Source organism: Haloferax sp. Atlit-109R, from assembly GCF_003665865.1.
GTDB classification, from domain to species: domain Archaea; phylum Halobacteriota; class Halobacteria; order Halobacteriales; family Haloferacaceae; genus Haloferax; species Haloferax volcanii.
Genome location: NZ_QPLO01000002.1, coordinates 611,709 through 637,357, shown reverse-complemented (window position 1 = coordinate 637,357; position 25,649 = coordinate 611,709). Strand labels below are relative to the sequence as shown.

Sequence of the window (25,649 nt, the reverse complement as noted above, 5' to 3'; positions counted from 1 at the left end):
GAGCGATGCGGCAGTCCCGTCGCTCGCGCTTCGGCGACCTGATTCGCGCCGCCGGCCCCAGCGACCGCCGCCGATTTCTGGCCGACCTCTGGACCGCCCGCGGGTGGGAGACGACCGTCGAGGGGTCCGTGGTCGTCGCCCGCCGCGGCGACCGAACCGAGCGACTCGCGGTCGTCTCTCGGTCTCGGCTCCGCCCGTCGCCAACGGTCCCCGCCGAGGCGACCGTCGTCGTCGCCCTCGGCGACCCCGAGCGAACCCGGCGCGCGGCCCCCGACGACGCCCGGGTTCTCTCGGTCGACGAGTTCTACGACCTCGTCCGGTACGGTCTCCCGGCGGGCCGCGGCGACGACCTCGTCGCAGACCACTTCGGCGTCCGCCTCGACGACCTCCCGGCCGATGACCGCGGCGTCGGTGCGAGGGGTGCGGACGAGGCGGGTGGCGCAGTCGTCTCTCCGCTTTCTCGCCGGCTTTCGTCGCTCCCGGTCGCGCCGCTCGTCTTCGTCGCGCTCCTGCTCGCGGCGGTCGTCGTGACCGCCGGGCCGGGCGGCGTACCGGTGCTCGGCGAGGCGCTGGGCGGTCATGGGTCGTCGACACCGACGCCGGCCGCGACGACTCCCGAGCCGACGCCGACGCCCGAACCGCGGGCGGTCGCCCCCGGCGTGACAACCGCGGGCGTCGAGAACGCGACGCGCCTCGCGGCGGCCCACCGCCGGGCCGCGGCGAATCGGTCGTACCGCTGGACGCTCGGCTACCGCGAGTCAATCGCCGGCGACGAGACGGGCCGCGAGGTGGAGGACGTCCGCGTCGAGGCCCCGCACGTCTACGTCTCGGAGGTCCGGCGCACCGGGCGACTCCGGGCTTTTCCGCGTCCGACCGCCTCGGAGGACTCCTACGCCGACGGGACCACGCGCTACGCCCGCCGGCCCGCCGAACCGGACGGCGTCGCCGCCCGCGTCCTCGACCCCGACGTGCGCGACGGCCCGGGGCGGCAGGCCTCGCGCGCCGCCCGCTACGTCGACTGGTATCTCTCGACCGACGAGACGAGCGTGACGCGCGTAGAGAGCGTGACGAACGAGACTGCCGAAAGCGGGACCGCGCTGTACCGAGTTCGGGGACTCGGCACCGACTTCCCGCGGTCGCGCGACTATCGGGTCGAAGCAGTCGTCGAAGAAAGCGGGTTCGTCCGCTCGATGCGCGTCGCCTACGAGACCCGCGACGGCCTCGGCGTCGAGGTCTGGTTCGCGTACGACGAGGTCGGCGGGACGACGGTCACGCGACCGGCGTGGCTCGACCGCGCCGACGGGTCGACCGGCGGTCGGACTGTGGTCCCGACGAACGCGAGCGGGTAGCGACCGAGCGCGTCCCGTGAGTCGAGGCGCTTACTGCTCGACGTCGACCGATTCGAGGACCACGTCGGACACCGGCTTGTCCTCGCGGTCGGTCGGGACCGAGCCGATGTCCTCGACGACGTCCATGCCGTCCGTGACCTTTCCGAAGACGGCGTGCTTGCCGTCGAGGTGGGGCTGGGCGTCGAGCGTGATGAAGAACTGCGAGCCGTTCGTGTTGGGGCCGCGGTTCGCCATCGAGAGCACGCCGGGGCCGTCGTGGCTGAGGTCCGAGTGGAACTCGTCGTCGAAGGTGTAGCCGGGGCCGCCGCGGCCGGTCCCCGTCGGGTCGCCGCCCTGAATCATGAAGTCCGAGATGATGCGGTGAAAGAGGATGTCCTCGTAGAGGGGTTCGCCTTCCATCGTCTCGTCGGTCTCGGGGTGGACCCACGTCTTTTCGCCCGTCGCGAGGCCGACGAAGTTCTCGACCGTGTTCGGGACCTTGTCCTCGAAGAGTTCGACCGTGATGTCGCCCTTGTTCGTGTGGAGCGTGGCCGTTGGGTTGTCGCTCATACTCGCCTCGTCGGGCGGGCGAGTGAAAACCGTGCCGCCTCGGGGTCGGTCGCCGGCGACGCGGCGCTTGGTTCATCCTCGGTGACACGACTCCGTTCGGTCCGCGTCTTTCGGTCGGCACCGCGGACTGTCACACCGACAGACATTTCTCTCCCCCGCGACCGAGTGGTGTGAGATGACATCACAACTCGACGGAGGGCGGTCGGAATGAACGCCCGCTCGACGCTCGAACGCCTCTCGGAGCTCGCAAACACCTACTTCGTCGGCCTCGTACTCCTCGCGTCGGCCGCCGCGTTGGCGCAGCCGGACCTGTTCACGTGGATTGCGCCCTACATCTCGCCGCTCCTCGGGCTCATCATGCTCGGGATGGGGCTGACGCTCCAACCCGTTGACTTCCGCCGACTCGCGGAGCGCCCGCGAGACGTGGCCATCGGCGCGCTCGCCCAGTGGCTCGTCATGCCGACCGCCGCCTACGCGCTCACGGTGGTTCTGTCGCTCCCGCCGGAGCTCGCCGTCGGCGTCATCCTCGTCGGCGCGGCCCCCGGCGGCACCGCCTCGAACGTCATGGCCTACCTCGGGAAAGGCGACGTGGCGCTGTCGGTCGCCATCACGACCGTCACCACGCTGGCCGCGCCGCTGGTCATGCCCGCGTGGGTCGTCGCGCTCGCCGGCGAACAGCTTCAAGTCGGCTTCGTGGACCTGTTTCTCAACATCGTCCAAATCGTCTTCATCCCGGTCGTCCTCGGCTTCGCGCTCCGAGTCGTGCTCGACCGCAACGCGCCCGAGGTTGCCGAAGTCGGCCTCGACGTGTTCCCGCTCGTCTCGGTCCTGAGCATCGTCGCCATCGTCGCGGCCGTCGTCGGCCTCAACGTCGATACCATCCTCGGCGCGGGCGCGGCCGCCATCGGAGCCGTCGTCCTCCACAACGCTATCGGCCTCGGCACCGGCTACGGCACCGGCCGCCTCGCCGGGATGTCCGCGGACCGCGTCCGAACGACCACGTTCGAAGTCGGCCTCCAGAACAGCGGGCTCGCGGCGGCCCTCGCGCTGTCGTTCTTCTCGCCCGCCGCCGCCCTGCCGCCCGCGCTGTTCAGCGTCTGGCACAACATCACCGGCCCGCTCCTCGCCAGCTACTTCGCGCGAACTGCGAGCGACTCCGCCGGTGGCGCGCCGGCTGACGACTGAATCGTTCGTCGCAGTCGCGTCGTTGCGCCCCGTCTCGTCGGGTCGGAATCGATTCGGGGGTAATGTATTGTGAGGAGTAAACATCACTGTGTGATTCGAAACGTCGGCACGCTCGACCGGACTGTTCGCCTCGCGCTCGGTGCCGCGTTCGTCGCCGTCGCCGGCGTCGTCCTGCTCGTGACCGGGGCCGGCCGGATTTGCCCGCTGTACCTGCCGTTCGGCATCGACACGTTCGACGACCGGGACTGACGCCTGCGGCTCGCCCCGCCCCGCCCCGCCCCGCCCCGCCCCGCCGCGCTCCGCTCCGTCTGCCTTTCTCGCTCCCCTAACTACAAGACACCCCACCGCGATGCGTCGGATATGCACACCGCGGAGACCGTGACGCTCACTCGCCTCCCCTCCGGCGTCCCGGTACAGACGACAGTTCACACCTACGAACCAGCCGACGGGACCGACGGTCCCACGCTCTACGTGCAGGCCGCCCAGCACGGCCGGGAAATCAACGGCACCGAAGTGCTCCGCCGACTCCACGGCCACCTCGAACGCGCAGAGCTCTCGGGCCGCGTCGTCGCCGTCCCCGTGGCCGACCCGCTGACGTTCGACCGCGTCTCCTACGTCACCCCCGAGGTGCTCGACTCCGTCAACTCCAACATGAACCGCGTCTGGCCGGGCGACCCCGACGGCTCGCTGCACCAGCGCATGGCCGCGACGCTCTGGGAGTACATCAGCGACGCCGACGCCATCGTCGACCTCCACACGGGGAGTCCGGACATGCTCACCCACACGGTCTACCTTCGGGGCGACGAGGAATCCCGCGACCTCGCGCGAGCGTTCGGCGTCGACATCCTCCTCGCGGAGGCCGCCGGCGACGAGGCCGACGACGAGTGGACCGAGCGGAGCTTCGACGGCAAACTCCGCGTCGCGGCCACGAGCGCGGGCATCCCCTCCATCACGCCCGAACTCGCCCACAACAAACAGCTCGTCGAGCCGGCCATCGTCGCCGGCGTCGAGGGCGTCCTCAACGTCTGCCGCGACATGGGCATCCTCTCGGGCGCGGTCGAACCGTGGGACGGCCGCACCTACCGCAACCACCTCGGCCGCGTGCAAGCCGCCGCCTCGGGCCTGTTCGTCGCCCGCGAGGACGTGGCACTCGCCCGCGAGGTCCGCCCCGGCGACCACCTCGGCTGGGTGTACGACCCGACCACCTACGAGGTGCTCCAAGAGGTCGAAGCCGAGCGCGCGGGTCTCGTCTACTCCATCGCCCGCGAGGCGACCGTCACGGCCGGCGAGACGCTCGTCGGCATCGCGCTCCCGCTGGACGACGGCGAGAGTGATATCGAGGGAGACGACCCCTTCGACGACGCCGACGAGAGCGGCGACCTCGACATATAGAAAAAGCGGGCCGGTCGAACGGGAGGGACCGGTGTGTCGAAGCGAAAGCGTTCGAGTCGACTGCGACTTCAGAAGTCGCGCAGGTCTTCGAGCACGGCTTCCGCGTCGCCGGAGGCGATGGTCTCGCGGGCCATCTCCAGCCCCTCGTCGATGGTTTCCGCGTCCTCGCGGGCGTAGATGCGGAGCGCCGCGTTGAGGGCGACGGCGTCGGCGAAGCGGTCCTCGCGGTCGCCGGCGAGCACGGCTTCGGTGATTTCGGCGGAGTCGCCGGCCACGTCGTCCTCGTCGACGCCGAGGTCGTCGTACTCGAAGTCCATGCCGTACTCGGCGGTCTCAATGTCGAAGTCGTCGAAGGTGGCGTCGCCGTCGTCGCCGGCGGTCCACTCGGCGACCTTCGTGTAGCCGGGGCGGATGTCGTCGTAGCCCTCCATCCCCTGGAACATGAGGACGCGGTCGAGGTCGTGGTGCTCGCTCGCCTCGAAGGTGTTGACCATCTTCTTGGCGAACGCGAGGTGGTAGAACGACCCGAGGTGAACCGAGGCGTTCGCGGGGTTGGCGATGGTCTCGATGGTGTTGACGAACGTCCGAACGCCCATGTTGTCGCGGCGCTCCCAGAGGGCGTGGATGGCGGGGTTGAACCGCGGCTGGTAGTAGAAGCCGAAGCCGGTGTCGTCGACCATGTCGGCGGACTCCTCGGGGTCGAGTTCCGTGCGGACGCCGAGTTCGTCGAGGACGTGCTTGTAGGCGTCCTGCTTCTGGGTCGGGACGCGGTCGCCGGAGTGGACGACGACGGGCGTGCCGGCCGCGGCGGCGACGACGCCGGCGGCGACGCCGAGGATGGCGGTCGTGCCCTTGCCGTCGTAGTTCGCGCCGCAGTCGACGGGGTCGGCGTCAGGTTCGGCGTACTCGACGTGCTCGGCCATCACGTCGGCGTAGGCGGCGAGTTCCTCGGCGTTGTTGTGCTTCCAGCGGTTGGCGAGCCAGAACGCGCCGAGCGTCGTGTGGTCCGGTTCGCCGGCGAGGATGCGGCGCATCGCCTCGGACGCCTGCTCGCGGGTCATGTCCTCGGCGGACTTCGTGCCCGTGCCGACGACTTCCGTCATCAGACGCTTCAGCGGCCATTCCCCGAACTCGCTTTCGACTACTGCCATGCCCCTGTGTTCGGGCGAGCGGTCAAAAAACGTCCCGTTCGGTCCCGTCGCCCGGGAGCGTCGACACCGTCCGAAAGCGATAGGCTTCCCGACTCCTAACGCCGGATAATGAGCGCGTTGTCGGATGATTGGCGGGACGCCATCGACGAGGTCGATGCGGCGCTTATCGACGGCTACCAGAGCGGCTTTCCGGTCGAGCGACGGCCGTTCCGCGTCGTCGCCGCGGAGCTAGGTATCGACGAGGACGACGCCCTCGACCGCGTCCGCCGGCTCCGCGACGACGGCGTCTTCCGGCGGTTCGGGCCGGTGCTCAACCCGCCGGTCATCGGGAGTTCGACGCTCGCGGCCGTCGCCGCGCCCGAGGAACGCTTCGACGAGGTCGCGGAGATTATCAACGGCTACCGGCAGGTGAACCACAACTACCGCCGCGCCCACGACTGGAACATGTGGTTCGTCGTCACCGCCGGTTCCCGCGAGACGCGCGACCGCATCCTCGACGAAATCGAGGAGCGCACGGGCTGCGAGGTGCTGAACCTCCCGATGCTCACCGACTACTACATCGACCTCGAATTCCCCATCGTCAACGACGACCGCTTCGCCCGCGAGAGCCTCGGCGCGACCGACGTGAGCGCCACCCGCATCTCCGAGGACGCGACCGGCGACCTCTCGGACCTCGAAGCCCGCCTGCTCGTGGAGATTCAGGGCGGTTTCCCGCTTACGAAGACGCCCTACCGCGACGTGGCCGACGCCCTCGACGCCGCGGTCGACGACGTGCTCGTCGCCGTCGAGCGCCTGCTCGCGGACGGCTGTATCAAGCGCATCGGCTGCGTCGTCAACCACATCGTCACCGGCTTTCGGAACAACTGCATGGTCGTCTGGAACGTCCCCGACGACGAACTCGACGCCCGCGGCGAGGCCGTCGGCAGCCTCCCGTACGTCACGCTCTGTTACCACCGGCCGCGCCGCCCCGAGCAGGGCTGGGAGTACAACCTGTTTACCATGATTCACGGCCGGGACGCCGACGCCGTCGACGAGAAGATAGACGAACTCGCCGCCGACCACCTGCCGTTCGACCACGAGCGACTGTACTCGACGGCGAAACTCAAGCAGACCGGCGCGCAGTACGAGAAACTCGTGGGTTCTGACGACTGAGGACAGAACAAAATTCGCGTTTCGACGCCCGCGCCGCCGCGCCGCCGTCCGCGCCGAATCAGGGCGCTACCGCGAGAGCGGCGACAGCCGGTAGAGCATCCGAGCGGCCTGCGCGACGCCGGTCTTCGCTATCGACCCGCTTTTGAGCGCGCCGAGTTTCGCGTAGTAGCCGGACTTGAACGCGCCCTTCTTGGCGAGGAGCGCGCTCCCGAGCGCCCCGCGTTTGGCGTAGTACGCGGACTTCCGGCCGGCCGCGCCGGCGTAGTGTTTCGTGCTCGTCGGAATCGGCGTCCGGCGGCCCTGTACCTCGGTCGAGCCGCTGCGGATGGCGGTCAGGATGTCGTCGGCCGTGAGCGAAGCGCGCGACACGTCGGGGATGTCGATTTCCGTGTAGGCGCGGCCGACGTACCCGACCCGGTGGGCGTCGCTGCCGGCGACGCCGGGGTACTGGCGCTTCGCCGCGAACCGGCGGGCGCGGCGGTTCTTGTAGCCCGTGAACAGCCACGAGTTGTACGTCTCGATGGCGTCGAAGGCGTCGCCGCCCGCGGCGTCGTGATACCGGCCGAGCCGACGGCGACCGATGCCGTGTCGGCTCCGCTGGAACGGGTGGGGGACGATGGCGACGCCGCCGCGCTCGCGCACCCAGCGCGCCGTCTCGTCCAGCGGGCGACGCCGCGGCGGTAGCTCCTCCACGCCGAGCGCGAGGAGGTGGCCGTCGGCCGTCGAGACTTCCACGCCGGGGATGCCGACGAGACCGTACATGGGGGCGAGTTGCGCCGCTCGGAGCGACTCGTCGATGACGTCGTGGTCGGTGACGACGACGGCGTCCAACCCGATTTCGGCGGCCTGCTCCAAGATGAGCTCCACCGGGTCGTGCGCGTCGTACGAGCCTTCCGAGTGTACGTGGGGGTCGATGCGGACGGTCAGCGCGGACACGACTCCTCGTTAGGCTTCGGCAACGAAAAAGACACGCCCGAATCGTGCTAGCTCGCGGCATCCCTAGCGGACGGCGTCTCAGTCGGGGCAGACACGGTACTCCGGCGGCGGAAACGTCGAACTGTGTCCGCGGGCGCTACTGCTCGGCGATTCGCTCGCCCGCGTCGACGCCGCTCCAGAGCGCGGCGTGGACCCGGCCCTCACCGACCGTCCAGTCGCCAGCGAAGTAGAGGCCGTGAGACTCCCCGCGGCGGAGTATCTCGCGGTCGGCGACGCCGTCGGGCAGCGCGTACCGCCAGCCCTGGTCGTCCACCCAGTCGGGGTCGCGCAGGCGCTCGTCGTCGAGGAGTCCAGCGACCATCCCCGCGACCTCGTCGGCCGCGTCAGAGAGCGGGTCGTCGTAGTGCGCCTCGGACCACTCGGGGCTCGGTTGGACGACGAGCAGGCTCTCGCCGTCGGGGACGTGGCCCTCCTTGCACTCCTCGCGGGCGACCCAGCCGACCGGGTGGGTCTTGTCGGTGTTGACGAGCGCGTACCACGGCTCCTCGCGCTCGAAGGGGTAGTGGAGGACGACGGTTCGAATCGTCCGGTACTCGACGCTTCCGATGGCCTCGCGGAGCGCGACCATGCACTGGTCGCCCCAGCCCATCTCGGTGAGAATCCCGGCCGTCTGCGGGGCCGGCGGCGTCAGGAGCACCGAGTCGAACGGGCCGTGGCGCGTCCCCGCCTCGTCGACGACGGACCAGTAGCCGCTGTCGGGGTTGTGGTCGATTGCGGCGACGCGCGTCTCCCGCTCGACGGTCGCGTCGGTCTCCGCGAGCAGGCGCTTCGCCAGTTGGGTGATGCCCTCGGTCCACGTCCACTTGTGTTGGTCGCGGTCGTCGCCCTCGGAGACGACGCCGTCGCCGTCGAACGTCCAGACCGGCTCTTCGATGTCGACCAGCCCCTCTGTTCCCAGTCCGCGGACGAGCCGTTCGGTGCGGCGGTCGTAGTCTTTCACGTAGTTCGCGCCGTGGTCGTACCGACAGCCGTGTCGGCGGCGCGTCGCGGCGCGCCCGCACACCCCGCGGCTCTTCTCGAGAATCGTGACGTTCGCGTTCGCCTCGCGGAGCGCGTAGGCCGCGCCAGCCCCAGCGGCCCCGGCTCCGACGATGCACACGTCGCGAGTCATCTCGCCACCCCGCGTGTGAGTCCAGCCAGCATCGGTCAGACGTGAGGCTTCGAGGCGCTAAAAGACTCGCAACGCGGCGGGATTGGTGACCGTGTTCGCGCCCGCGACCGCGCCCGGAGGCGAAAACGATTCACGTCGCGCCGCCGGAGTCCGTGTATGTACGACTCGGTCATCTTCGACCACGACGGCGTGTTGACGACGCTCGTCGAACTCTCTCCCCTCCGCGACGCGACGTGGGACGCCTTCGACGAACTCGGCGTTTCGGACCCCGACCCGGACCACGTCGAGCAGGTGGTCATCCACGTCACGCCCGAGGACGTGCGCGCCGCCGCCGAGCCCTACGGCCTCGACCCCGAGGCGCTGTTCCGCGTCCGCGACGAACGCCAGTCGGCCGCCCAACGGCGGGCCATCGCCGACGGCCGGAAAGTCCCCTACGACGACTTCGACGCGCTCCGCCGCATCGACGCCCCGATGGGCATCGTCTCCAGCAACCAGCAGGCGACCATCGACTTCGTCGTCGACCACCTCGACGCCGCGGACCTGTTCGGCACCGCCTACGGCCGCGAGCCCTCGATGACGAGCCTCCACCGCAAGAAGCCCGAACCCTACTACCTCGAACGCGCCATGGCCGACCTCGGCGTCGAGTCGCCGCTGTTCGTCGGCGACAGCGACAGCGACATCGCCGCCGCCGAGGCCGCGGGCGTCGATTCCGCGTTCATCCGTCGGGGCCACCGCGCCGACCACACGCCGACGCCCGACCCGACCCACGAAATCGCCGGCCTCGACGACCTGCTCGAACTCGACGGCGTCCCGGTCGCGGCCGGCGAGGCGGGCGCGTCCGCACCGTCCGACCCCGCGGCCGACGGCGGCCGCGAGGGCGGTGCGTCGTCCCGATGACCGCCTCGCTCCCCCGCATCGGTCTCGGGACGATGGGCCTCGACACGCCCGACGAGGCCGCCGCCGTGACGACGGCGCTGGAGTTGGGTTACCGACACGTCGACACCGCGCAGATTTACGGGAACGAGGCGGTCGTCGGCGACGCGCTCGCGGCCGCCGACGTCCCCCGTGAGGACGTGACGCTCGCCACCAAGGTCTGGGCGGACAGCCTCGCGCCCGCCGACGTGCGCCGGACGACCCGCGAGAGCCTCGAAAAGCTCGGAACCGACTCCGTCGACCTCCTGTACGTCCACCGCCCCATCGACACTTACGACCCCGAGGCGACGCTTGCGGCCTTCGACGAACTCGTCGACGACGGCCTCGCCCGCGGGGTCGGCGTGAGCAACTTCACCGCCGCCGAGTTGGACGAGGCGCTCGACCTGCTCGACGCGCCGCTCGTCGCTCACCAGACGGAGTACCACCCGCTGTTCCAGCGCTCCGAACTCCTCGACCACGCCGAGGAACGCGGCTACGACGTGGTCGCGTACTCGCCGCTTTCGGGGGGCCGCGTCCGCGACGTGGACGAAGTCGTCGCGGTCGCGGAGAAACACGACGCGACGCCCGAGGCGGTGAGCCTCGCGTGGCTGGCCGCGAAGGGGCTGTGTCCCATCCCGAAGGCGTCGAGCGAGCGCCACCTCCGGGCGAACCTCGACGCCGTCTCGCTGGAACTCGACGCGGCCGACGTGGCGGCCATCGATAGTATCGAATCTGAAGTCGAACTGTTTCCCGAGTGACGGTTCAGCCGCTCGGTGCCGTCTCGAAGTCTCAATTTCGATACCGGTCCCGGAACGATTATAACACGGCGGGCGAGTGTCCGACCATGCGGATTCCGAGTGGGGTAAGCGGGTTCGACGAGCTCATTCAGGGTGGCTTCCTTCCGCGCCGACTGTACGTCCTGAGCGGACCGCCGGGGAGCGGAAAGACGACGTTCACGGCGCAGTTCATGGCCGAGGGACTTCGCAACGGCGAGAAGTGTATGTACATCACCATGCACGAGACCGAAGACGAACTCGTCAACGACATGTCGAGTTTCGACTTCGGCTTCGAGACGCTCGCCAGTTCCGAGGGCTTTCGCTTCATCAACCTCGTGAGCCCGAAGGGGAAACACATCCTCAATCAGTTCTCACAGACCGGGGGGTCGTCGAGCGTCCAGAGCCTCACCGACAAAATCGTCGCGTTCGTCAACTCCCGGCAGGTCGACCGCCTCGTCATCGACTCGACGATGCTGCTTCGGCTGTTTTTCGCCAACGGCTCCGAGGAGATGACGCGGTTTCTGACGGCGCTCAAGCAGGGCGACGCCACGACGCTTCTCATCTCCGAGATGACGGACCCCTCGTCGTACTCCGACGAGCACTTCCTCGCCCACGGCGTGGTGTTCTTCCACAACTATCTGGAGGCGACGGGGATGACACGCGGCATTCAGGTCATCAAGATGCGCGGAACGAACATCGACTGCGACATCCGGTCGCTCGAGTTCACCGACAACGGACTGGTCGTCGACCCCCGGTCGAAGGTCGACCTCTGAGGTAACAACAATGTACGAACGGGTCTTCGGAACGGACTGGCGGACGATTTCGGACGAGGAGGCCATCCGCCGGATGTACGCCCTCGGCGTCTCCAGCGCGCTCGGCCACCCGAACCGCGGGGAGTTCGAGCGTATCCGCCGGCAGGCCGGCACCGCCTACGGTCGGAGCGTCCTCCAGCTCGCCTTCGAGGAGGGCAAACAGCGCGTCGCCCGCAACGAGTCGGAGTACGACTCGAAACAGGACGTGTGGGAGGCGCTCGTCGACGAGGAGACGACGCCCGCCACGACGGGTCGCGCCGACGTGACGATGCAGAAGCCGACGGACAAACAGGGCATCCCCGACGCCGTCGGTCGGGCGTCCGCCCTCGACGGCGGCGGCGACGACTTCTCTCGGATTCGGCTGCCGGAGTTCCTCCGACGCGGGTAGCCGGCCACACGGCCGACGCGGGTAGCCGACGAACCTTTGGGCGTCCGAACCCTCTCTCGACGCATGAGCGACAGCGAATTCAGCCTCTCCGAGTCCGAGTGGCGCGAGCGACTCTCTGAGGACGCCTATCGCGTCCTCCGCGAACAGGGGACCGAGCCGCGGTTCTCCGGCGAGCACGTCGACCGGAGCGACGACGGCGTCTACCGATGCGCCGGCTGCGGGGCCGAGCTGTTCGACTCGGAGACGAAGTACGACTCGAACTGCGGGTGGCCGAGCTTCTACGCCGCCGAGGACTCGAACATCGAGCTTCGGCGCGACCTGAGCCACGGCATGGACCGCACCGAAGTCGTCTGTTCGACCTGCGACGGCCACCTCGGGCACGTCTTCGACGACGGACCGGAGCCGACCGGCAAGCGCTTCTGTATCAACTCGGTCGCGCTCGACTTCGAGGCGGACGAGAACTAAGCGTCGACAGAACCAGAACGCCCAACCATCGAACACCACCCCGCCTTCCTCACGCCGAACTCTGGTACGTGAGGAACGTCACGGCGACGGCCGCAAACAGGTCGGGCAGGAACGTGAAGGGTCCCAGCCCGCTGCCTCTGAACCCGAGGAACAGCGACGCCAGCGGGTTCGACGTGAGTGCGTACAGGAGCAGCGCCGCCGTAAAGAGGAGTAAGCTCAGCGTAAAGCGGTTCGGCAGCTCCCGGTAGAGCATCGCGTAGGTTCCCGCGAGGAAGCCGAGCGCGACGAGGTTGTACGTCGAGACGAACAGCTTCAACTGGATGAACAGGTCCGGGATGGGCGGACCGCCGTGGCCGCCCGGCTTGTGCGGGCCGAACAGGTCGGGGGCGAACCACGCCACGAGGTCGGGCGTGAACCACGTCACGAGCGCCGCGATGGCGAGCGAGACGCCCACGACGACCGCGGTCCGCCGAACCGGGTCGCGGTTGGACGTGTCGCTCACGCGTCGTCACCTCCGACCGTCACGTCGTCTAAGTCGGCCTTTCGAGCCACCTCGTCGAGTACGTCGAGGTTGGCTTCCATCTGGTCGGTCAGAAAGTACGTCTTTCCGTAGTTGTCACCCATAGTCATCAACACGTTGTTCTCGACGAGGAGTTCCAAGTGGTGCTGTGTGGTCTTGTAGTCGAGGTCGAGTTCGTTCGAGAGTTGGTTGGCGTTCATCGGCATGTCGTCGAGCGCGCGGATAATTCGCAGACGGTTTCGTCCCCCGCGCGACCCGCCGATAAGCCACCACAGCACACGTCGCATCCGGCTAACTCGTCAAATCCGGACGTAATAAAACGGCAGGCCTCGGCTCCGCGTCTTCGGCGGCCCGCAGTGGAGTCGTGTGTGGCGGGAGTCGGGCGAGTGGGTGTGTTCGGCATGGGGACTGAGGGAGTGCGCCGGTCGCGTTGGGGGGCAGTCGTCAGCGAGGGACACAGGGGCGTCAGCGAGGGACACGGGGGTTAGTTACCGCGCGGCCCGAAGCCGCCGGGTGCGCCGGGGCCGCCCGCGTGTTGTCGTGGGCCGCCACCGCCGTCGCAGGCGAGCGTCGACGTGTCGACGCCGAACTCGGTGAGTTGCTCGTCGACGGCGGTCCGAATCTCCTCGGCCGTCGCGCCGTCGTCGCGCATGTCGGCGACGAGCGTCCAAACCTCGTCGGTCTGCTCGTCGGTCAGGTCGTAGCGGTCTTGCAGGCGGTCGCCCGGGGCGTATCGGGTTTCGTTCGCGGACCCGTTGAACGGGCCGTGCCAGCCGCCGGCGGCTCGGACGGCGGTCCCGTCGGTCGCGTAGACGGTCTCCGAGGCGTGGGTCTGGGCCGCGAGGCCGCCGGCGGCGGCGACCGTCCCCGCGAAGACGAGCGAGGCGACGACGAACGCCACCCCGAGCGTTGTGAGTCTGTTCATGATTCGTTCCTCGTCTGTCCGGTCGTTGGGGGGTTAAAAGAGGATTTTCCGAACTCGAACACGAGTCGGTCGTGAATCCGCCCGGGGTTAGGCCCAAATTACGCCGAAAACCGCTCGCCCGGCGCGGACGAACTGCCGGCGCGCACGACGCATCGAGAAGCCCGCTTTCGCGGCGGTAGGACGGGTCTAACGCACACGCCTTGTGGGTAGTCGACACGTACCAAACTAGGGTGGCGACGTACGTGCTGTATGTCTCGCAGCTACCCGGCCAGTCGTCACCCGACACGGCGGGGCCCGCCGTTCACGCCGTACGCCCTCGTCGTCGCCGGTCTCGTGACGTTCTGTATCGCCGTCCTCGCTCCCGTCGCCGACCTCTCGGCGGGCCTGACGGTGATGAACGTCGCCGTCAGCGGGGCGACCCCGGCGTTCGACGGCGGCACGCTGGTCCTCAGCGGCGGCCTGCTGCTCATCAGCGCCGCCTCGACGTTCTTCGGCGTCCTCCTGTTGCTCCTTCGGCTCTGAATCGCGGTTTGACCCCGGGGCACGCGGCGAGACTCGAAGGTCGGTCGAACTCGGGAAACCGCAGAAGAGTACGCGAGACGCGGGACCTCGGAACCCGCTTCGGTGGTGCGACGTGTTCGCCCACCCGGCGCGGCCGGATTACTGTCGTTCGATGGGGGTGGCGAGCACGGGTATCTTCGACTGGACGACGACCGACCGCGAGACGCTTCCGAGGATGTTGTCCTCGAACCGGGCGTGGGTGCCCATCGAGATGAGCGCCGCGTCTATCTCCTCGGCGAACGCGAGAATCTCCTCGGCCGGGTCGCCGCGGCGGAGTTCGGTGGCGGCGTCGACGCCGTACTCGGCCATCGTCTCGGCGGCCTCGGTGAGCGCGGCCTCGCCCTGCGACCTGAGTTCCTCGTACACCTCGTCGACGCGCTCGTCGGCGAGCGTCAAGAAGGCTCGTTCGTCGACGACGTAGAGCAGGGAGACGGCGGCGTCGCGCTCTGCGGCGAGTTCCGCGGCGTCTTCGACGACCGGCTGCATCGAGTCGCTCCCGTCTATCGGCACGAGGATTGTGTCGTACATCAACTGGGGCTTAGGCGGGGACAGTATCACCCTCTTCGCCAGTTCCCGCGCGATGGGAACTACGCGGGACGAGTCTCGACCGGGGAGACGCGATTCCGGAGACGGGTGCGGTGCAGGCGGCTACCCGTCATCGGTCGCGTCGTCGGCGTCTGTCTCGGGGTCGCTGGCCGCGTCAGTTTCGGACTTGGTTGCCGCGTCGCTTTCCGGTTCGGCCTCGCGTTCCGACGCCGGTCGCTCGGCGTACCGCTCGGCCCGCCGTTTCCAGTCGGTGACCCGCCGCGCCGACACGTCCGCGGCGGCGGCGAGTTCCTCGTCCGACGCCTCGCGGAGCGCCGTCACGGTGTGGATGCCCGCCGCCCGGAGCCGGGTCGCGTACGCCTCGCCGATGCCGCGGATGTTCCGCGGGTCCTCGGGGTCGCGTGCTTCTTTGGCCTCCTCGGCATCGACGCCGCCCGCCGAGACGACCGCTGCGAGCTGTTCGGTCATCGCGTCCACCCGGCCGTCGAGACCGTCAACTCGGCCGTCGATTTCGTCGATGCGCGCCGCGAGGTCGTCGTGAGTGTGTTCGGTCTCCCCGTCGGCGACGCCGGTCACGCCGGCCACGTCCGGGTCGACCCCGGCTTCGACGGTGGTCCGGTCGGAGTCGTCGCTACCGCTGTCGTCTGTCTCGCCGTCGCCGGCCTCGTGTTCGTCTCCGGCATCGTCGGCTTCGCCCTCGTTTTCGTCTTCGTCATCTTCGGACGCGTCGTCCGCATCGGCGAGCGAATCGCCCGGTGCCACGTCGTCGGGGAGGACGTAGACCAGCGCGTCCGCCGGCACGTAGCCGACGACCTGTTTGCGCTTCCTGTCTGCGGTGAGGACGACCCCGCCGGAGTCGAGCGCCTTGTAGCCGCCGCACTCGAAGCTGGTTCCGTCTGTGAGATACACTTTCATAATCAATCATTGGCTTCAGGGCAGAATGAGTGTTGCCGCTCCCGTTGTGTGAGAACGAACGGCGGTTTTTCACCGATTCCGCGCCGATATTCGGGTATGCTCCGAGCCCTGTTGGCGGCGTTCGGTCTGGTGGAACTGCTCGTTCCGGATAAACTCGTCGCCGTGATGACGCGCCTCGCCTACGAGGACGGCGGCGAGATGACGGCGAAACCGTGGGTGACGACGGCGGCGCGCGTCGAGGGAGCGGTGCTCCTGTTGGTCGCGCTCGTCGGCCTCCGCGGTCGGTGCGGCGGTGACGGCGACGACAGCGAAGGCGACGACGCATAACTGCGTCTCGCGGGCGTCGCGACGCCGGTAATCCGGCCCGCGAAAGAAGCGACCGCGGCGAGAGAATATGAGACTGTGCGCGGAAGTCGGTCGCCGAGCGACTCGTGGTCCGGCGCGTCGGCGCGTCGGCGCGACGCGTGCGACCGATTCAGGCGAGTCGCGCGAACGCGAGCGACCCGCTCGTGTTCTTGATGTAGACGCGGACGGTCTGACCTTCCTGCGCGCCGGGCACGAAGATGGTGTACTTCCCGCGCTGGGCGACGCCGTCGCCCTTGCGGCCGGTCCCGGTGATTTCGACCTCGTAGGTGCGACCCTCTTCGACGGCCTCGCGCTGGCGCTTGTTGCTCACGCTGGAGCGCTTCTGGACCGGGCGGAAGGCACCGCAGGCCTCACAGCGAAGCATGTCGACGCCGTCCTCGGTGACGAGGCGAGTGTCCGGCAGGCCGCACTCCGAGCAGATGACGTACTCCTCGACGTAGCCGTCGATGGCCTCCTCGAAGTCGTTGATGGAGAACGACCCGCTGTATCGGGCGCGGTCGCCTTCCAACTGGCCGCTGGTCCCGAGCGTGCGCTGGATGGCGCTGTGGAGGTGCGCGGGCGTCCGCGAGAGCGCGTCCGCGATTTCCCCGAGGTTGGTGAGGCGGGTGAACGCGCCGTCGGTTTCGCCGGACGGATCCGGCACCGTGAGGCGTTCCTGTTCGACGTTTCGTTCCGGTAGGACGTTGAGCGCTCGGTCGAGCGCAGTCTGATACTCCATAGGGGTTCGAGTGTCTGGCGACGTATAGCCGTTCCGTGACCGTCTTTGCCGCGGCACCGACGCGCCGACTTCGTTTCAGCATCTCCGACGACGGAACCGAACGCCACGCCTTCGGCGCTGGCCCTCGAACGACTCGTCATGGGCTACACGTGGCAGTACTACGACCTCGTACTTCTCGGCATCCTCGGGAGCCTCCTCGCCGGCGTCGTCGTCGGCCAACTCACGCCGATGGAGCCGCAGACGACGCTCGTCGGCTTCAGCGCCCTCGCCGCGGTCGTGATGGCGCACGGCCTGTTCGTCAACGGCCCCGTGGACGAACCGGCCGACCTCGGTGACGAGGTCGAGGCGCTGAACTGAGCCGGGCGACTGACGGCCGCCGGCCACCGCCACCGCCCGCAATCGGTCGCCGGCAGCCACCTCACTCGCCGTCGACGACGCGGTTCGTGAGCGTACCGACGCCCTCGTACCAGATTTCCACGTCGTCGCCGGGTTCGACCAGACCGGGATTCGCGGGGCTGCCGAACGAAATCACGTCGCCCGGCTGGAAGGTGTAGCGCTCCGAGAGGAACGAGACCACTTCGGCGGGCGAAAAGAGCATCCGCTCGGTGTTGGCCTCCTGCCGGAGTTCGCCGCCGACGTGGGTCGTCATGTCGATGTTCGACGGCTCCACGTCGGTCTCAATCCACGGGCCGAGCGGCCCGGAGCCGTCGAACGCTTTTCGAGCCGTTCGGCCGGGCTGGTCGAGCGCGTCGAGGTCGTTGAGAATCGTGTAGCCGCGGACCACCTCGTCCACGTCTTCTTCGGCCACGTCAGAGCACTCGCGGTCGATGACGGCGGCCAGTTCGCCGGCGTACGTCAGCTCGTCGGTCCAGTCGGGGTACTCGATGTCCGCGCCGGGGTCGAGCACCGACACCGGCGGCTTGATGAACCAGTCGGGCTGGTCGGGGATATCGTAGTCCATCTGGTCGACCGTCGCCGCGTAGTTCCGGCCCACGCAGTAGAGCGCGGTCGGGTCGCAGGGCGCGAGCAACTCGGCGTCGACGCCGACTTCGTACTCCTCGCCGTCGGCCGTCACGACGCCGTCGTCGTATCGGCCCGAGACCACTCCGTCGTCGGTTCGAATCCGTGCCAATCGCATTACTCGCCCCTGCGTCGGCCACTCACTTCAAGCGACGTGTCTCCGCAAGCGGGTACGAGAGAACCGGACGCGCGGGCCGCCGCCGCGACTCAGTCGGACGTGGACGCCCGATTCATCCGGGGCATCGACCGGTTCTCGCGGTCGACGAGGTTGTGGATGCGCTCGGTGCGCGTCGATTCGAACTGGCGCTGACACCGAGCGACGCCCGACGCGGAGTCGGCGGGGTCGACAGGGGCGGCACGGTCGGGGGTGGTGGTCTCGCGTTCGGCGGACCGTTCGCGGTCGGTTCGCAGGGTCGGTTCGCAGGGTCGGTTCGTAGGTCGGGGTGGCGTGTGTGCTCACGATTTCGGGATGGGTTCGGGTCGGTCGGACGGCTGTGCGGCGACGAGAAGAGTTAGCGACGTACGCGTACGACCGACATTGTTGTACCCGGCAGTACAGACTAATCTATAATAAATATTCATGTTCAAACAGCGGGCGCGTTCTCGGCCCGCGAACCGTCTGCCCGGCCGGAGCCTCGCCTTCACTCCCGCGAGTCGTACTCCTGATAGATGACGTGGCCGCAGGACTTGCAGTGCGAGGCGTCGGCGTCGTGGTAGGCCAGCCCGCAGTTCTGGCAGGTGACGTTGACCTTGTCGCGGTGGCCCCACTCCTTGACGATTTTGCTCGCCTGCCACGGGATGAGGATGACGCCCGCGAGGATGGCGGCGACCGTCACCCACCGCCCCGCCTCGGTCACCGGGACGATGTCACCGAAGCCGACCGTCGAGAGCGCGACGACGACGAAGTAGAAGGCGTCGCCGAACGACCCGATGTTGGGATTCACCCGGTGTTCGAACGAGTAGAACATCCCCGCGGCGACGAAGAAGATGGTGAGCACCGTCAACAGCAGTTTCATGACGCGGAGCGTCCCGACCGAGACGGTGCCGAAGAAGAACTCCTCGTCGCGCGTAAAGCGATAAAACCGGAGGACGCGGACCACGCGAATCGCCCGCAGGAAGCCGATGTTGGCGGCGACCGACGAGACGGGAAGCACGAGCACCGCCAGCGTCGGCAGGATAGCCAGCAGGTCGACGAACGAGTAGACGTTGAGCAGTTCGGCGGTCCGGTCCCGCGCGCCGTAGAGTCGGAGGAGGTACTCCGCGAGGAACACGATGGAGACGGCGGCCTCGACGGACCAGAGCGTCGACTGGACCGACGCCGAAAGCGGGTAGGTCTCGGCGACGAACACCCCGACGAAAAGCAAGTTGAGCCCGAGGAGCGCGATGTCGATGGCCTTGCCGACCGCGGTTCGATGGTCGAGGAGATAGAACCTGACCACGTCCCGCGGCGTCTCGCGGCGCGACCTCCGCGCGTGACCGTCCATACACCGTCTTCGGGGCTGGGCTACTTATACAGTCGTCCGCGGGGTGATGGCCCGACGGCGGGGGGACCCGGCGGCGACCGCCTCAGAGGACGATAGCGCCCTCGGGGAGTAGCTCACGCTCGGTCCGCCGGGCCTCCTTGCCCTCCTCGACGAGCGTCGGCTGGTCGACCGGCTCCGAAAACCGGTTCGGGTCCGGTTCGACCCGCTTGAGCATCGACGAGAACACCGGCCCCTTCCGGCCGCCGGCGGAGGTGATACCGCCGTACTGTCGCTCCTCGAACGTCGACTCGTCGGGGCTGGGGAACTCCTCGCGGATAATTTCTGCGGTGTCTCTGATGTACTCGGCGGCCTCCTTCTGCGAGTAGAGGCTCTCGTTGTAGTAGCGCTCGGCGTACTCGTCGTCGAGTTCCTCGGTGGAGTGTTCCGGCGACTCGTAGAGGACGGACTCCGTGGTCGTGTGGCCGCTGGCGAAGCGGATGTTGACGGTGAAGCAGTCGGGATACCGCAGGATGATGGGGAAAAACAGCATATCGGTGACGGTGATTCGCTGTTGCATCCGCCAGAGCCCCTCGAAGTAGTAGGCCGTGAGCGCGCCGACGCGGTCGTCGCGCTCCCCGCGGTTGTACGCCATCGCAATCTCCTCGTAGTCGTCGCCGGCGATGTGTCGACAGCGTCGCTTGTAGCTCTTGGCAATCCCTTCGAGTTGCGTCTCGTAGGCTTCGAGCAGGGAGATGTCGGGGTCGGCGAGCATATCCGCCTTCCGCTCTTGGGCGTCCGCGATGTTCATCATGTTCTCGTGAAACAGCCGCTCGGCGTCCTCGTTCGGCAGCGGCGTTCTGACTGCCTGCCGGTACAGCACCCGCGTATCCCCGTTGAATGTGACCCGCTGCTCGCTCATCTCGTACACCGGTAAGGCTGCGGACAGAAATGAACTCGTCGGTAATCCGGACTCTTTCCCGACAGTCGTGAGACACGAACGATAACCCACCCATTGAAACCGGAACCAGTTACCATCTGTTCGATGCGTGTCAGTCGTCGGTTGACGCGCGACCGTCCGCGCCGTCGGCGGCGTCCGCGGCGACCGACTCGTCGGCCGCGTCGAAAAGCGGGCTCTGGTCGCCCGGCGCGAGCGTGTTGAGCACGAGCGCCGTCAGCGCGGTCACGATGACCGGCTCGCCGAAGAACGTCGCGGCGGCCTGCGGGAGCCCCGAGAGCGCGTCGGGTCGCGTGGCGACGCCGAGTCCGAGGCCGAGCGAGGCGGCGACGACGACCATGTTGCGGCGGTCGAGGTTCGTGTGGAGGAAGACGAGGCGGACGCCGCTGGCGGCGACCATGCCGGCCATGAGCAGGACCGCGCCGCCGAAGACGGCGCTCGGGATGGTCGCGACCGCCGCGCCGACTTTCGGGCTGAGGCCGAGGACGGCGAGGACGACGCCCGCGATGCCGACGACGTACCGGCTCATCACGCCGGTGAAGTTGACGATGCCCACGTTCTGCGAGAACGAGGTGACGGGGAACGCGCCGAACACCGAGGCGACGGAGCTCATGAGACCATCGGTAAAGAGGCCGCCGCGGAACTCCTCGTCGGTCGGGTTGCGTCCCTCGGCGGCGGTGATGCCGGACATGTCGCCGACGGTCTCCATCGCGGAGACGAGAAACAGGAACGCGAAGGTGACGATGGGGACGGGTTCGAAGGTGACGCCGAACGCCCCGGGGCGGGGAATCGCGAACCACGCCGCGTCGGCGACGGGCGTGAAGTCCACCACGCCGAGCGGGATGGCGACGGCGTAGCCGACGGCGATGCCGACGAGCGTGCTCAGGAGTCGCGTGATGCCGTCGGTAAAGAGGTTGAGCGCGATGGCGACCCCGAGGACGAGCGCCGCGAGGCCGATGTTGTGGGTCGCGCCGTAGTCGGCGGCACCGACCCCGCCGGCGGCGTAGTCCATGCCGACCGGGACGAGGTAGAGACCGATGATGACGACGACGAGCCCCGTCACCAGCGGCGGGAAGAACGGTTTGATGCGGTCGAACTGCCAGCCGATGAGCCCCTCGACGACGAAGCCGGTGACGAGAATCGCACCGAACACCGCGCTCAGGCCGTAGTCGACGCCGATGGTCGTCGCCGCGCCGACGAAGGTGAAGCTCGTCCCCATCACGATGGGGAGCCGCGAGCCGACCGGCCCGACGGCGTACGCCTGGACCACGGTGGCGAGCCCCGAAAACAGGAGCACCATCTGGACCACGTAGGCCGTGTCGGCGACGCCGAGACCGACCGCGCCCGCGACGATGAACGCCACGGCGGTCGCCGGGACGATCATCACCGAGACGTGCTGTATCCCGAGGAGAATCGACTCCAGCAACGGCGGCCGGTCGTCGATTTCGTATTCGAGGCCGAGTTCACCGCTCTCGTCTGACATCTGTACTCGCCACGAGCGACTCCCGTTCAATAATAGTTTCGCGTTCGAGTGTATTTCACTGCACTTGGTGCGATGTATTGAACACAGACGTGCATACTTGACGGGCGAGTGGGGGAACTGACATCGCACCGACTGCACCGACTGCACCGACCGCAACTGGCTCCGCTCAGTGAATCTCGACGCCCTCTTCGTCGACGCTGATGTCCACGAGGCTCGTCGCCTCGTAGTCGGTGTCGTCGAGGGCGGTCTCGCCGACCTTCCGGATGGCGACGACGATGTCGGAGACCTCCGCGCCGATGTCGTCGAGCGCGCCGCAGATGGCCGCGAGCGTTCCGCCGGTCGAAAGCAGGTCGTCCACGATGAGCACGCGGTCCCCGTCTTCGATGTCGTTGATGAACATCTCCGACTCGGAGTAGCCGGTCGTCTGGTGGAGCGCGACTTCGCCGTCGAGGCCGTACTCGCGCTTGCGGATGACGACGAGCGGCACGTCCGTCTGGAGGGAGAGCGCGGTGGCGATGTGGATTCCCATCGCCTCCGGGGCGACGATTTTGTCCACGTCGAGGTCGGCGGCGCGGGTGATGCCGACGACGACCTCGCGCAGGAGTTGCGGGTCGAGCATCGGCACGCCGTTGCTGATGGGATGGACGAGGTAGGAGTAGCCGTCCTTGTCGATGATGGGCGCTTCGTGTAGGGACTCCTCGAGTCGCTGCATGGGGTCCGTTTCACGAATCGGCCCAAAAGTGGTTCGCTCTCTCGGGGACCGGCGTCGCCCCACCGCCGCCTAGAACACGCCGGGGGCGACGACGTAGACCAGAAGCGACCCGACGACACCGACGAACAGCGCGAAGACGACGGTCGGTACGACCACCTTCCGGAGGATGTCGCCCTCGCGGCCCGCGATGCCGATGACGCCGGAGATGGCGGCGATGTTGAGGACCGATATCATGTTGCCGACGCCGCCGCCGACGTTCTGAATAGCGACGACGAGCGCGCGGGAGATACCGACGTCGGCGGCCGCGTTGTACTGCAGGGCGTTGAACAGGATGTCCGACGTGGTGTTGCTCCCGGTGACGAACGTCCCGAGCGCGCCGATCCACGGGGCGACGACTGGAAGCGCCGCCCCCGCCCCTTCGGCTAACACCAACGAGAGGACGTTCATCATCCCGACGGTGTCGGTGGGGTTGATGCTCGACTGAATCATGACCTGCGTGAGCGAGACGGCGACGACGAGCGTCACCGCCGCCGTCGCGACCTGCCGCCCGGACTCGACCCAGGCGTCGGCCATCTCGCCGGCGTCCATCCGGTAGAACAGGCCGGTCAGGACGGCGACGGGGAGAAACGGCACCGTCCCCGGGAGGTAGAGATACGCCAGCGACCACTCCATCGTCTCGTACCCGAATATCCGGTAGGGGCCGACCGTGAACCCCTGTAAGACGGACACGAGGTCGAGCGTCGGCCAGCGCGTGACCAGTAACACGAGCGCGACGGCGACGTACGGTGCCCACGCCATCCAGACCGGCATCCGCTTTCGCGGTTCTTCGGTGTCGAGCGACGACGGGTCGAGGCCGCCTAACCACTCGTCGAGCCAGCCCCGCCGGTCGGGGAACGTCCATCGCTCGGACGGGACGAGCACGCCCCGGTCGGCCATCACGACGCCGACGGCGAGGACGGCGAACCCGGCGGCGATATCGGGGAGCGCCGGGCCGATGAACCACGCGACGGCGAGCTGCACCGCGCCGGTCAGCCCGCCGAGGACGAGCGCGAACGGCGCGATGGGCGCGGCGGCTCGCGCGGCCCCGCGAACCGACCGCTCGTCGTCGTCACCGAACCAGTAGACCAGCAGGAACACGCCGAGGAGCCCCCAGAACGCGAACGTCAGCCCGGTCATGACGCCGGTCCACGCCGAGACTAACTGCCGGAACGGCCCGCCCGCCATCGCCGCCGGGAGAATCGACTCGATTTGGCTGACGCCGCCGATAATCGGCGTCCCCGCGGCCCCGAACTGCGGGTTCGGCGCGTTGAAAAACAGCCCGAACACCGCCGCCGCCAGCGGCGGGAAGCCGAGGCCGATAAACAGCGGCGCGGCCAGCGCTCCCGGCGTCCCGAAGCCCGCGACGCCCTCGATAATCGTCTCGAAGCCGAGGCCGATGAGGAGCAACTGGATGCGGCGGTCGCGCTCCAGCCGGCGGAAGTACCACCGAATCGTCTCGATGGAGCCGCTGACCTCCAAGTAGTTCATGAGCAGAATCGCCCCGAAGACGATGAGGACGATGTTGAGCCCCTCAAGCGCGCCGTACACCGCGGCTCCCGCCCACGCTGTCGGCTCCATACCCCACACTGCGAACGCCAGCGCCGTCGCCAACACCCACCCGACCCCCATCGACCGCGCCGCCGACCACCGAAGCCCGGCGAGGAGGACGAACGCGACGACGATTGGGACGCTCGCCGCGAGTGCCAAAATCACGACTGAAGTCATTGTGTCTTTCTGTGTGTTTGTGACCGAGTTTGTTGTAGTACGCGCACCGTTCTCTGTCCCGTCGAACCGAAAGCAGGCTTAAGAGAGTCGAGCGACAAAGTCACCGGGTCGCGTGACACAGGCTACGGGCTGATGGACTTCGAGTGAGAAAGTGGCCTCGGCACTCACGACTCACAATCTATCCATAGTGAATGTGTTTAGCGCATCTATAGAGCCCGCTGAGACCCTAACAACCAGAACGGAGAGATTTGATTTCGAGCCATATCCTCAGCAAGAACTTTCACCCACTCATCACAATTAGGTGTTCATGAGCACCAACGACCGGCAGGACCGGGTTCCTGGGTTCGTCTATCTGGACATGGACCGAGTAAAATCCATATCGTCCCGTATCGATGAAGGTTATATCGAAGAGAAGGTGGAGGAAGAAGAGGAAAGTAGCGAACTCGCCGCGAGTCTGACTGGCAGCATCAAAGCGTATATTTTGGGTGTCGGTTCCAGTTCGGTGAGTGGGACTGTCGAAGGTCGTACCGGGTCGACTTCCAGAACAGAAGAGTCTCGAGCACTACATCACTACTACTACCCGTTACTCGAAGGCTGGTTAGAGGACTTTGAGGGAGAGTGGTTCCACGACGTAGACGACATTATTGACGATATCGAGGGAGATTACACCGAGCGTGCAGCCCGAAGTTCGGTAGCTTCGGAAGTCTCGGAAGGCGATATCATTCGAGTCAGTGGAAGCGTTGAATTGCTGAATTTCTCGACTAGCATGGAGTTCGTTGATGGGATGCTGAGTGCAGTCAACAGGCTCGAGGAAGTGTTAGATGATTCTGAGGACACAACTAGTGACGAGGCACCAGCGGCAGAATCAGACATCATGCGCGAGGGTCTGACTGAGGACGAGGAATCTCCCGTTGAAAATCTCACTGCAAATGACGTAGTCGGAGTCAACCAAGAGGACCTGAGTGCGATTGAAGTGATGTTCGAGCTATTCCATGAGGTCATCCCAAGCCAGTACGAGGAGATGCTGGCAGCACGTATTCATCCATTCGAAGACGAATCTCCGCTCTGGTTCTGGGCGTTAGTTCAAGACGACAATTTGGATACCGACCCAGTCGAATTGCTATCGAAATACGAGACAAGTGAGATACCGAACTGCACAGTGGTTGCCAGAGTAGAGACAATCACGGAGAACCCAGACGATGAAGACGACGAAAATGAAGAGGGAGAGGGGATTCAGTTCGGGACATTCCACCATTTTGCGGATGCGATAGCCTCTGATTTTGGCTTCAAGGTGAGCTATCCCGCAATCTCAATCTCACCGATTGCTATCTATCGATAAGTGCCTAGACCGCCATTCATAGGAGTCACAACCAGACTTCGTGAGACTGGCAGGTGGTGATTATGCACGGAAGTTCTCGCCGCAACTTCGGCACGTAGCCCATCCTCCCTGTTTCACCTTCTGC

Annotated in this window: 30 protein-coding genes; 14 read left to right on the top strand and 16 right to left on the bottom strand. The window is 67.3% G+C overall.

The features are described 5' to 3' along the window. The first annotated feature begins 5 nt into the window (after positions 1-5). Positions 6-1,349, top strand: coding sequence for a hypothetical protein (locus DVK03_RS11910; protein WP_115803036.1), 1,344 nt, complete (start codon positions 6-8; stop codon positions 1,347-1,349). Between the two features lie 30 nt (positions 1,350-1,379). Here the strand turns inward: DVK03_RS11910 and DVK03_RS11905 are convergent, their stop codons facing one another. Next, positions 1,380-1,898: a peptidylprolyl isomerase gene (locus DVK03_RS11905; RefSeq protein ID WP_004062681.1), complete on the bottom strand. Its 519-nt coding sequence runs from the start codon at positions 1,896-1,898 to the stop codon at positions 1,380-1,382. 207 nt (positions 1,899-2,105) lie between these two features. Between DVK03_RS11905 and DVK03_RS11900 the strand changes: the two genes are divergently transcribed. The 3 genes from DVK03_RS11900 to DVK03_RS11890 all read left to right on the top strand — a co-directional run bounded on the left by DVK03_RS11900 (position 2,106) and on the right by DVK03_RS11890 (position 4,475). Further along, a complete protein-coding gene (locus DVK03_RS11900; RefSeq protein ID WP_006601285.1) occupies positions 2,106-3,083 on the top strand; it encodes a bile acid:sodium symporter family protein in 978 nt (325 codons plus the stop codon). A 90-nt stretch (positions 3,084-3,173) separates the two neighbouring features. Then, the gene (locus DVK03_RS11895; protein ID WP_006601286.1) at positions 3,174-3,332 is read left to right on the top strand and encodes a YgaP-like transmembrane domain; all 159 of its coding nucleotides are present in this window, start codon (positions 3,174-3,176) and stop codon (positions 3,330-3,332) included. Positions 3,333-3,443: 111 nt separating this feature from the next. Then, complete coding sequence (locus tag DVK03_RS11890) at positions 3,444-4,475, top strand: succinylglutamate desuccinylase/aspartoacylase family protein (RefSeq protein WP_115803035.1); 1,032 nt, start codon at positions 3,444-3,446, stop codon at positions 4,473-4,475. A 68-nt stretch (positions 4,476-4,543) separates the two neighbouring features. Here the strand turns inward: DVK03_RS11890 and DVK03_RS11885 are convergent, their stop codons facing one another. After that, complete coding sequence (locus DVK03_RS11885; RefSeq protein WP_115803034.1) at positions 4,544-5,626, bottom strand: anthranilate phosphoribosyltransferase; 1,083 nt, start codon at positions 5,624-5,626, stop codon at positions 4,544-4,546. A gap of 108 nt (positions 5,627-5,734) precedes the next feature. Here DVK03_RS11885 and DVK03_RS11880 point away from each other — a divergent pair, with 108 nt between their 5' ends. Further along, on the top strand, positions 5,735-6,778 hold the full coding sequence (locus DVK03_RS11880; RefSeq protein ID WP_115803033.1) for an Lrp/AsnC family transcriptional regulator: 1,044 nt from the start codon (positions 5,735-5,737) through the stop codon (positions 6,776-6,778). Between the two features lie 66 nt (positions 6,779-6,844). On the opposite strand, the gene DVK03_RS11875 is transcribed toward DVK03_RS11880, so the two are convergent. Both DVK03_RS11875 and DVK03_RS11870 read right to left on the bottom strand, forming a co-directional pair. Continuing rightward, a complete protein-coding gene (locus DVK03_RS11875; RefSeq protein WP_004062675.1) occupies positions 6,845-7,714 on the bottom strand; it encodes a PHP domain-containing protein in 870 nt (289 codons plus the stop codon). Between the two features lie 136 nt (positions 7,715-7,850). Continuing rightward, positions 7,851-8,885, bottom strand: coding sequence for an NAD(P)/FAD-dependent oxidoreductase (locus tag DVK03_RS11870; RefSeq protein WP_006601290.1), 1,035 nt, complete (start codon positions 8,883-8,885; stop codon positions 7,851-7,853). A 156-nt stretch (positions 8,886-9,041) separates the two neighbouring features. Between DVK03_RS11870 and DVK03_RS11865 the strand changes: the two genes are divergently transcribed. The 5 genes from DVK03_RS11865 to msrB all read left to right on the top strand — a co-directional run bounded on the left by DVK03_RS11865 (position 9,042) and on the right by msrB (position 12,238). Further along, positions 9,042-9,782 (top strand): HAD family hydrolase, encoded by a 741-nt coding sequence (locus DVK03_RS11865; RefSeq protein WP_115803032.1) that lies wholly within the window; start codon positions 9,042-9,044, stop codon positions 9,780-9,782. Beyond that, entirely contained in the window at positions 9,779-10,555 is a 777-nt protein-coding gene (locus DVK03_RS11860; protein WP_004062672.1) for an aldo/keto reductase, read from the top strand. Before DVK03_RS11865 ends, DVK03_RS11860 begins: the two co-directional genes overlap by 4 nt. Positions 10,556-10,641: 86 nt before the next feature. Then, on the top strand, positions 10,642-11,346 hold the full coding sequence (locus tag DVK03_RS11855; RefSeq protein ID WP_004062671.1) for an ATPase domain-containing protein: 705 nt from the start codon (positions 10,642-10,644) through the stop codon (positions 11,344-11,346). A 10-nt stretch (positions 11,347-11,356) separates the two neighbouring features. Beyond that, the gene (locus DVK03_RS11850; protein WP_008606181.1) at positions 11,357-11,773 is read left to right on the top strand and encodes a hypothetical protein; all 417 of its coding nucleotides are present in this window, start codon (positions 11,357-11,359) and stop codon (positions 11,771-11,773) included. 63 nt (positions 11,774-11,836) lie between these two features. Continuing rightward, positions 11,837-12,238 (top strand): peptide-methionine (R)-S-oxide reductase MsrB, encoded by a 402-nt coding sequence (msrB, locus tag DVK03_RS11845; protein WP_004042123.1) that lies wholly within the window; start codon positions 11,837-11,839, stop codon positions 12,236-12,238. Between the two features lie 49 nt (positions 12,239-12,287). On the opposite strand, the gene DVK03_RS11840 is transcribed toward msrB, so the two are convergent. The 3 genes from DVK03_RS11840 to DVK03_RS11830 all read right to left on the bottom strand — a co-directional run bounded on the left by DVK03_RS11840 (position 12,288) and on the right by DVK03_RS11830 (position 13,683). Further along, positions 12,288-12,740, bottom strand: coding sequence for a hypothetical protein (locus DVK03_RS11840; RefSeq protein ID WP_004042124.1), 453 nt, complete (start codon positions 12,738-12,740; stop codon positions 12,288-12,290). Beyond that, positions 12,737-13,036 (bottom strand): winged helix-turn-helix domain-containing protein, encoded by a 300-nt coding sequence (locus tag DVK03_RS11835; RefSeq protein ID WP_004042125.1) that lies wholly within the window; start codon positions 13,034-13,036, stop codon positions 12,737-12,739. The genes DVK03_RS11840 and DVK03_RS11835 overlap by 4 nt, the downstream gene beginning before the upstream one ends. 206 nt (positions 13,037-13,242) lie before the next feature. Next, positions 13,243-13,683: a hypothetical protein gene (locus DVK03_RS11830; RefSeq protein WP_004042126.1), complete on the bottom strand. Its 441-nt coding sequence runs from the start codon at positions 13,681-13,683 to the stop codon at positions 13,243-13,245. Positions 13,684-13,932: 249 nt separating this feature from the next. Here DVK03_RS11830 and DVK03_RS11825 point away from each other — a divergent pair, with 249 nt between their 5' ends. Next, positions 13,933-14,205 carry a hypothetical protein gene (locus DVK03_RS11825; RefSeq protein WP_004042127.1) on the top strand — a complete coding sequence of 91 codons (273 nt, stop codon included), beginning with the start codon at positions 13,933-13,935 and terminating at the stop codon, positions 14,203-14,205. A gap of 138 nt (positions 14,206-14,343) precedes the next feature. On the opposite strand, the gene DVK03_RS11820 is transcribed toward DVK03_RS11825, so the two are convergent. Both DVK03_RS11820 and DVK03_RS11815 read right to left on the bottom strand, forming a co-directional pair. After that, positions 14,344-14,772 (bottom strand): universal stress protein, encoded by a 429-nt coding sequence (locus DVK03_RS11820; RefSeq protein ID WP_004042128.1) that lies wholly within the window; start codon positions 14,770-14,772, stop codon positions 14,344-14,346. Positions 14,773-14,892: 120 nt separating this feature from the next. After that, positions 14,893-15,705 (bottom strand): helix-hairpin-helix domain-containing protein, encoded by an 813-nt coding sequence (locus DVK03_RS11815; RefSeq protein WP_115803031.1) that lies wholly within the window; start codon positions 15,703-15,705, stop codon positions 14,893-14,895. Between the two features lie 96 nt (positions 15,706-15,801). Here DVK03_RS11815 and DVK03_RS11810 point away from each other — a divergent pair, with 96 nt between their 5' ends. Next, the gene (locus tag DVK03_RS11810; RefSeq protein WP_004062667.1) at positions 15,802-16,032 is read left to right on the top strand and encodes a hypothetical protein; all 231 of its coding nucleotides are present in this window, start codon (positions 15,802-15,804) and stop codon (positions 16,030-16,032) included. A 148-nt stretch (positions 16,033-16,180) separates the two neighbouring features. On the opposite strand, the gene DVK03_RS11805 is transcribed toward DVK03_RS11810, so the two are convergent. Further along, on the bottom strand, positions 16,181-16,789 hold the full coding sequence (locus DVK03_RS11805) for a translation initiation factor IF-2 subunit beta (RefSeq protein ID WP_004062666.1): 609 nt from the start codon (positions 16,787-16,789) through the stop codon (positions 16,181-16,183). A 138-nt stretch (positions 16,790-16,927) separates the two neighbouring features. Here DVK03_RS11805 and DVK03_RS11800 point away from each other — a divergent pair, with 138 nt between their 5' ends. Further along, on the top strand, positions 16,928-17,146 hold the full coding sequence (locus DVK03_RS11800; protein WP_004062665.1) for a hypothetical protein: 219 nt from the start codon (positions 16,928-16,930) through the stop codon (positions 17,144-17,146). Positions 17,147-17,207: 61 nt separating this feature from the next. Here DVK03_RS11800 and DVK03_RS11795 read toward each other — a convergent pair whose 3' ends face one another. From DVK03_RS11795 to DVK03_RS11765, 6 genes are all read right to left on the bottom strand, one after another. Then, positions 17,208-17,927, bottom strand: a complete 720-nt coding sequence (locus tag DVK03_RS11795) for a fumarylacetoacetate hydrolase family protein (RefSeq protein ID WP_115803030.1) — start codon at positions 17,925-17,927, stop codon at positions 17,208-17,210. A 523-nt stretch (positions 17,928-18,450) separates the two neighbouring features. After that, complete coding sequence (locus DVK03_RS11785; protein WP_115803029.1) at positions 18,451-19,293, bottom strand: ion transporter; 843 nt, start codon at positions 19,291-19,293, stop codon at positions 18,451-18,453. Positions 19,294-19,375: 82 nt separating this feature from the next. Next, positions 19,376-20,191 (bottom strand): hypothetical protein, encoded by an 816-nt coding sequence (locus tag DVK03_RS11780; RefSeq protein ID WP_004062661.1) that lies wholly within the window; start codon positions 20,189-20,191, stop codon positions 19,376-19,378. A 130-nt stretch (positions 20,192-20,321) separates the two neighbouring features. Beyond that, complete coding sequence (locus tag DVK03_RS11775) at positions 20,322-21,710, bottom strand: uracil-xanthine permease family protein (protein ID WP_115803028.1); 1,389 nt, start codon at positions 21,708-21,710, stop codon at positions 20,322-20,324. A 166-nt stretch (positions 21,711-21,876) separates the two neighbouring features. After that, on the bottom strand, positions 21,877-22,422 hold the full coding sequence (gene hpt / locus DVK03_RS11770) for a hypoxanthine/guanine phosphoribosyltransferase (RefSeq protein ID WP_115803027.1): 546 nt from the start codon (positions 22,420-22,422) through the stop codon (positions 21,877-21,879). A gap of 69 nt (positions 22,423-22,491) precedes the next feature. Beyond that, a complete protein-coding gene (locus DVK03_RS11765) occupies positions 22,492-24,186 on the bottom strand; it encodes an L-lactate permease (protein WP_115803026.1) in 1,695 nt (564 codons plus the stop codon). Positions 24,187-24,493: 307 nt separating this feature from the next. Here DVK03_RS11765 and DVK03_RS11760 point away from each other — a divergent pair, with 307 nt between their 5' ends. Beyond that, positions 24,494-25,525 carry a hypothetical protein gene (locus tag DVK03_RS11760; protein ID WP_115803025.1) on the top strand — a complete coding sequence of 344 codons (1,032 nt, stop codon included), beginning with the start codon at positions 24,494-24,496 and terminating at the stop codon, positions 25,523-25,525. Positions 25,526-25,649: the final 124 nt, after the last annotated feature.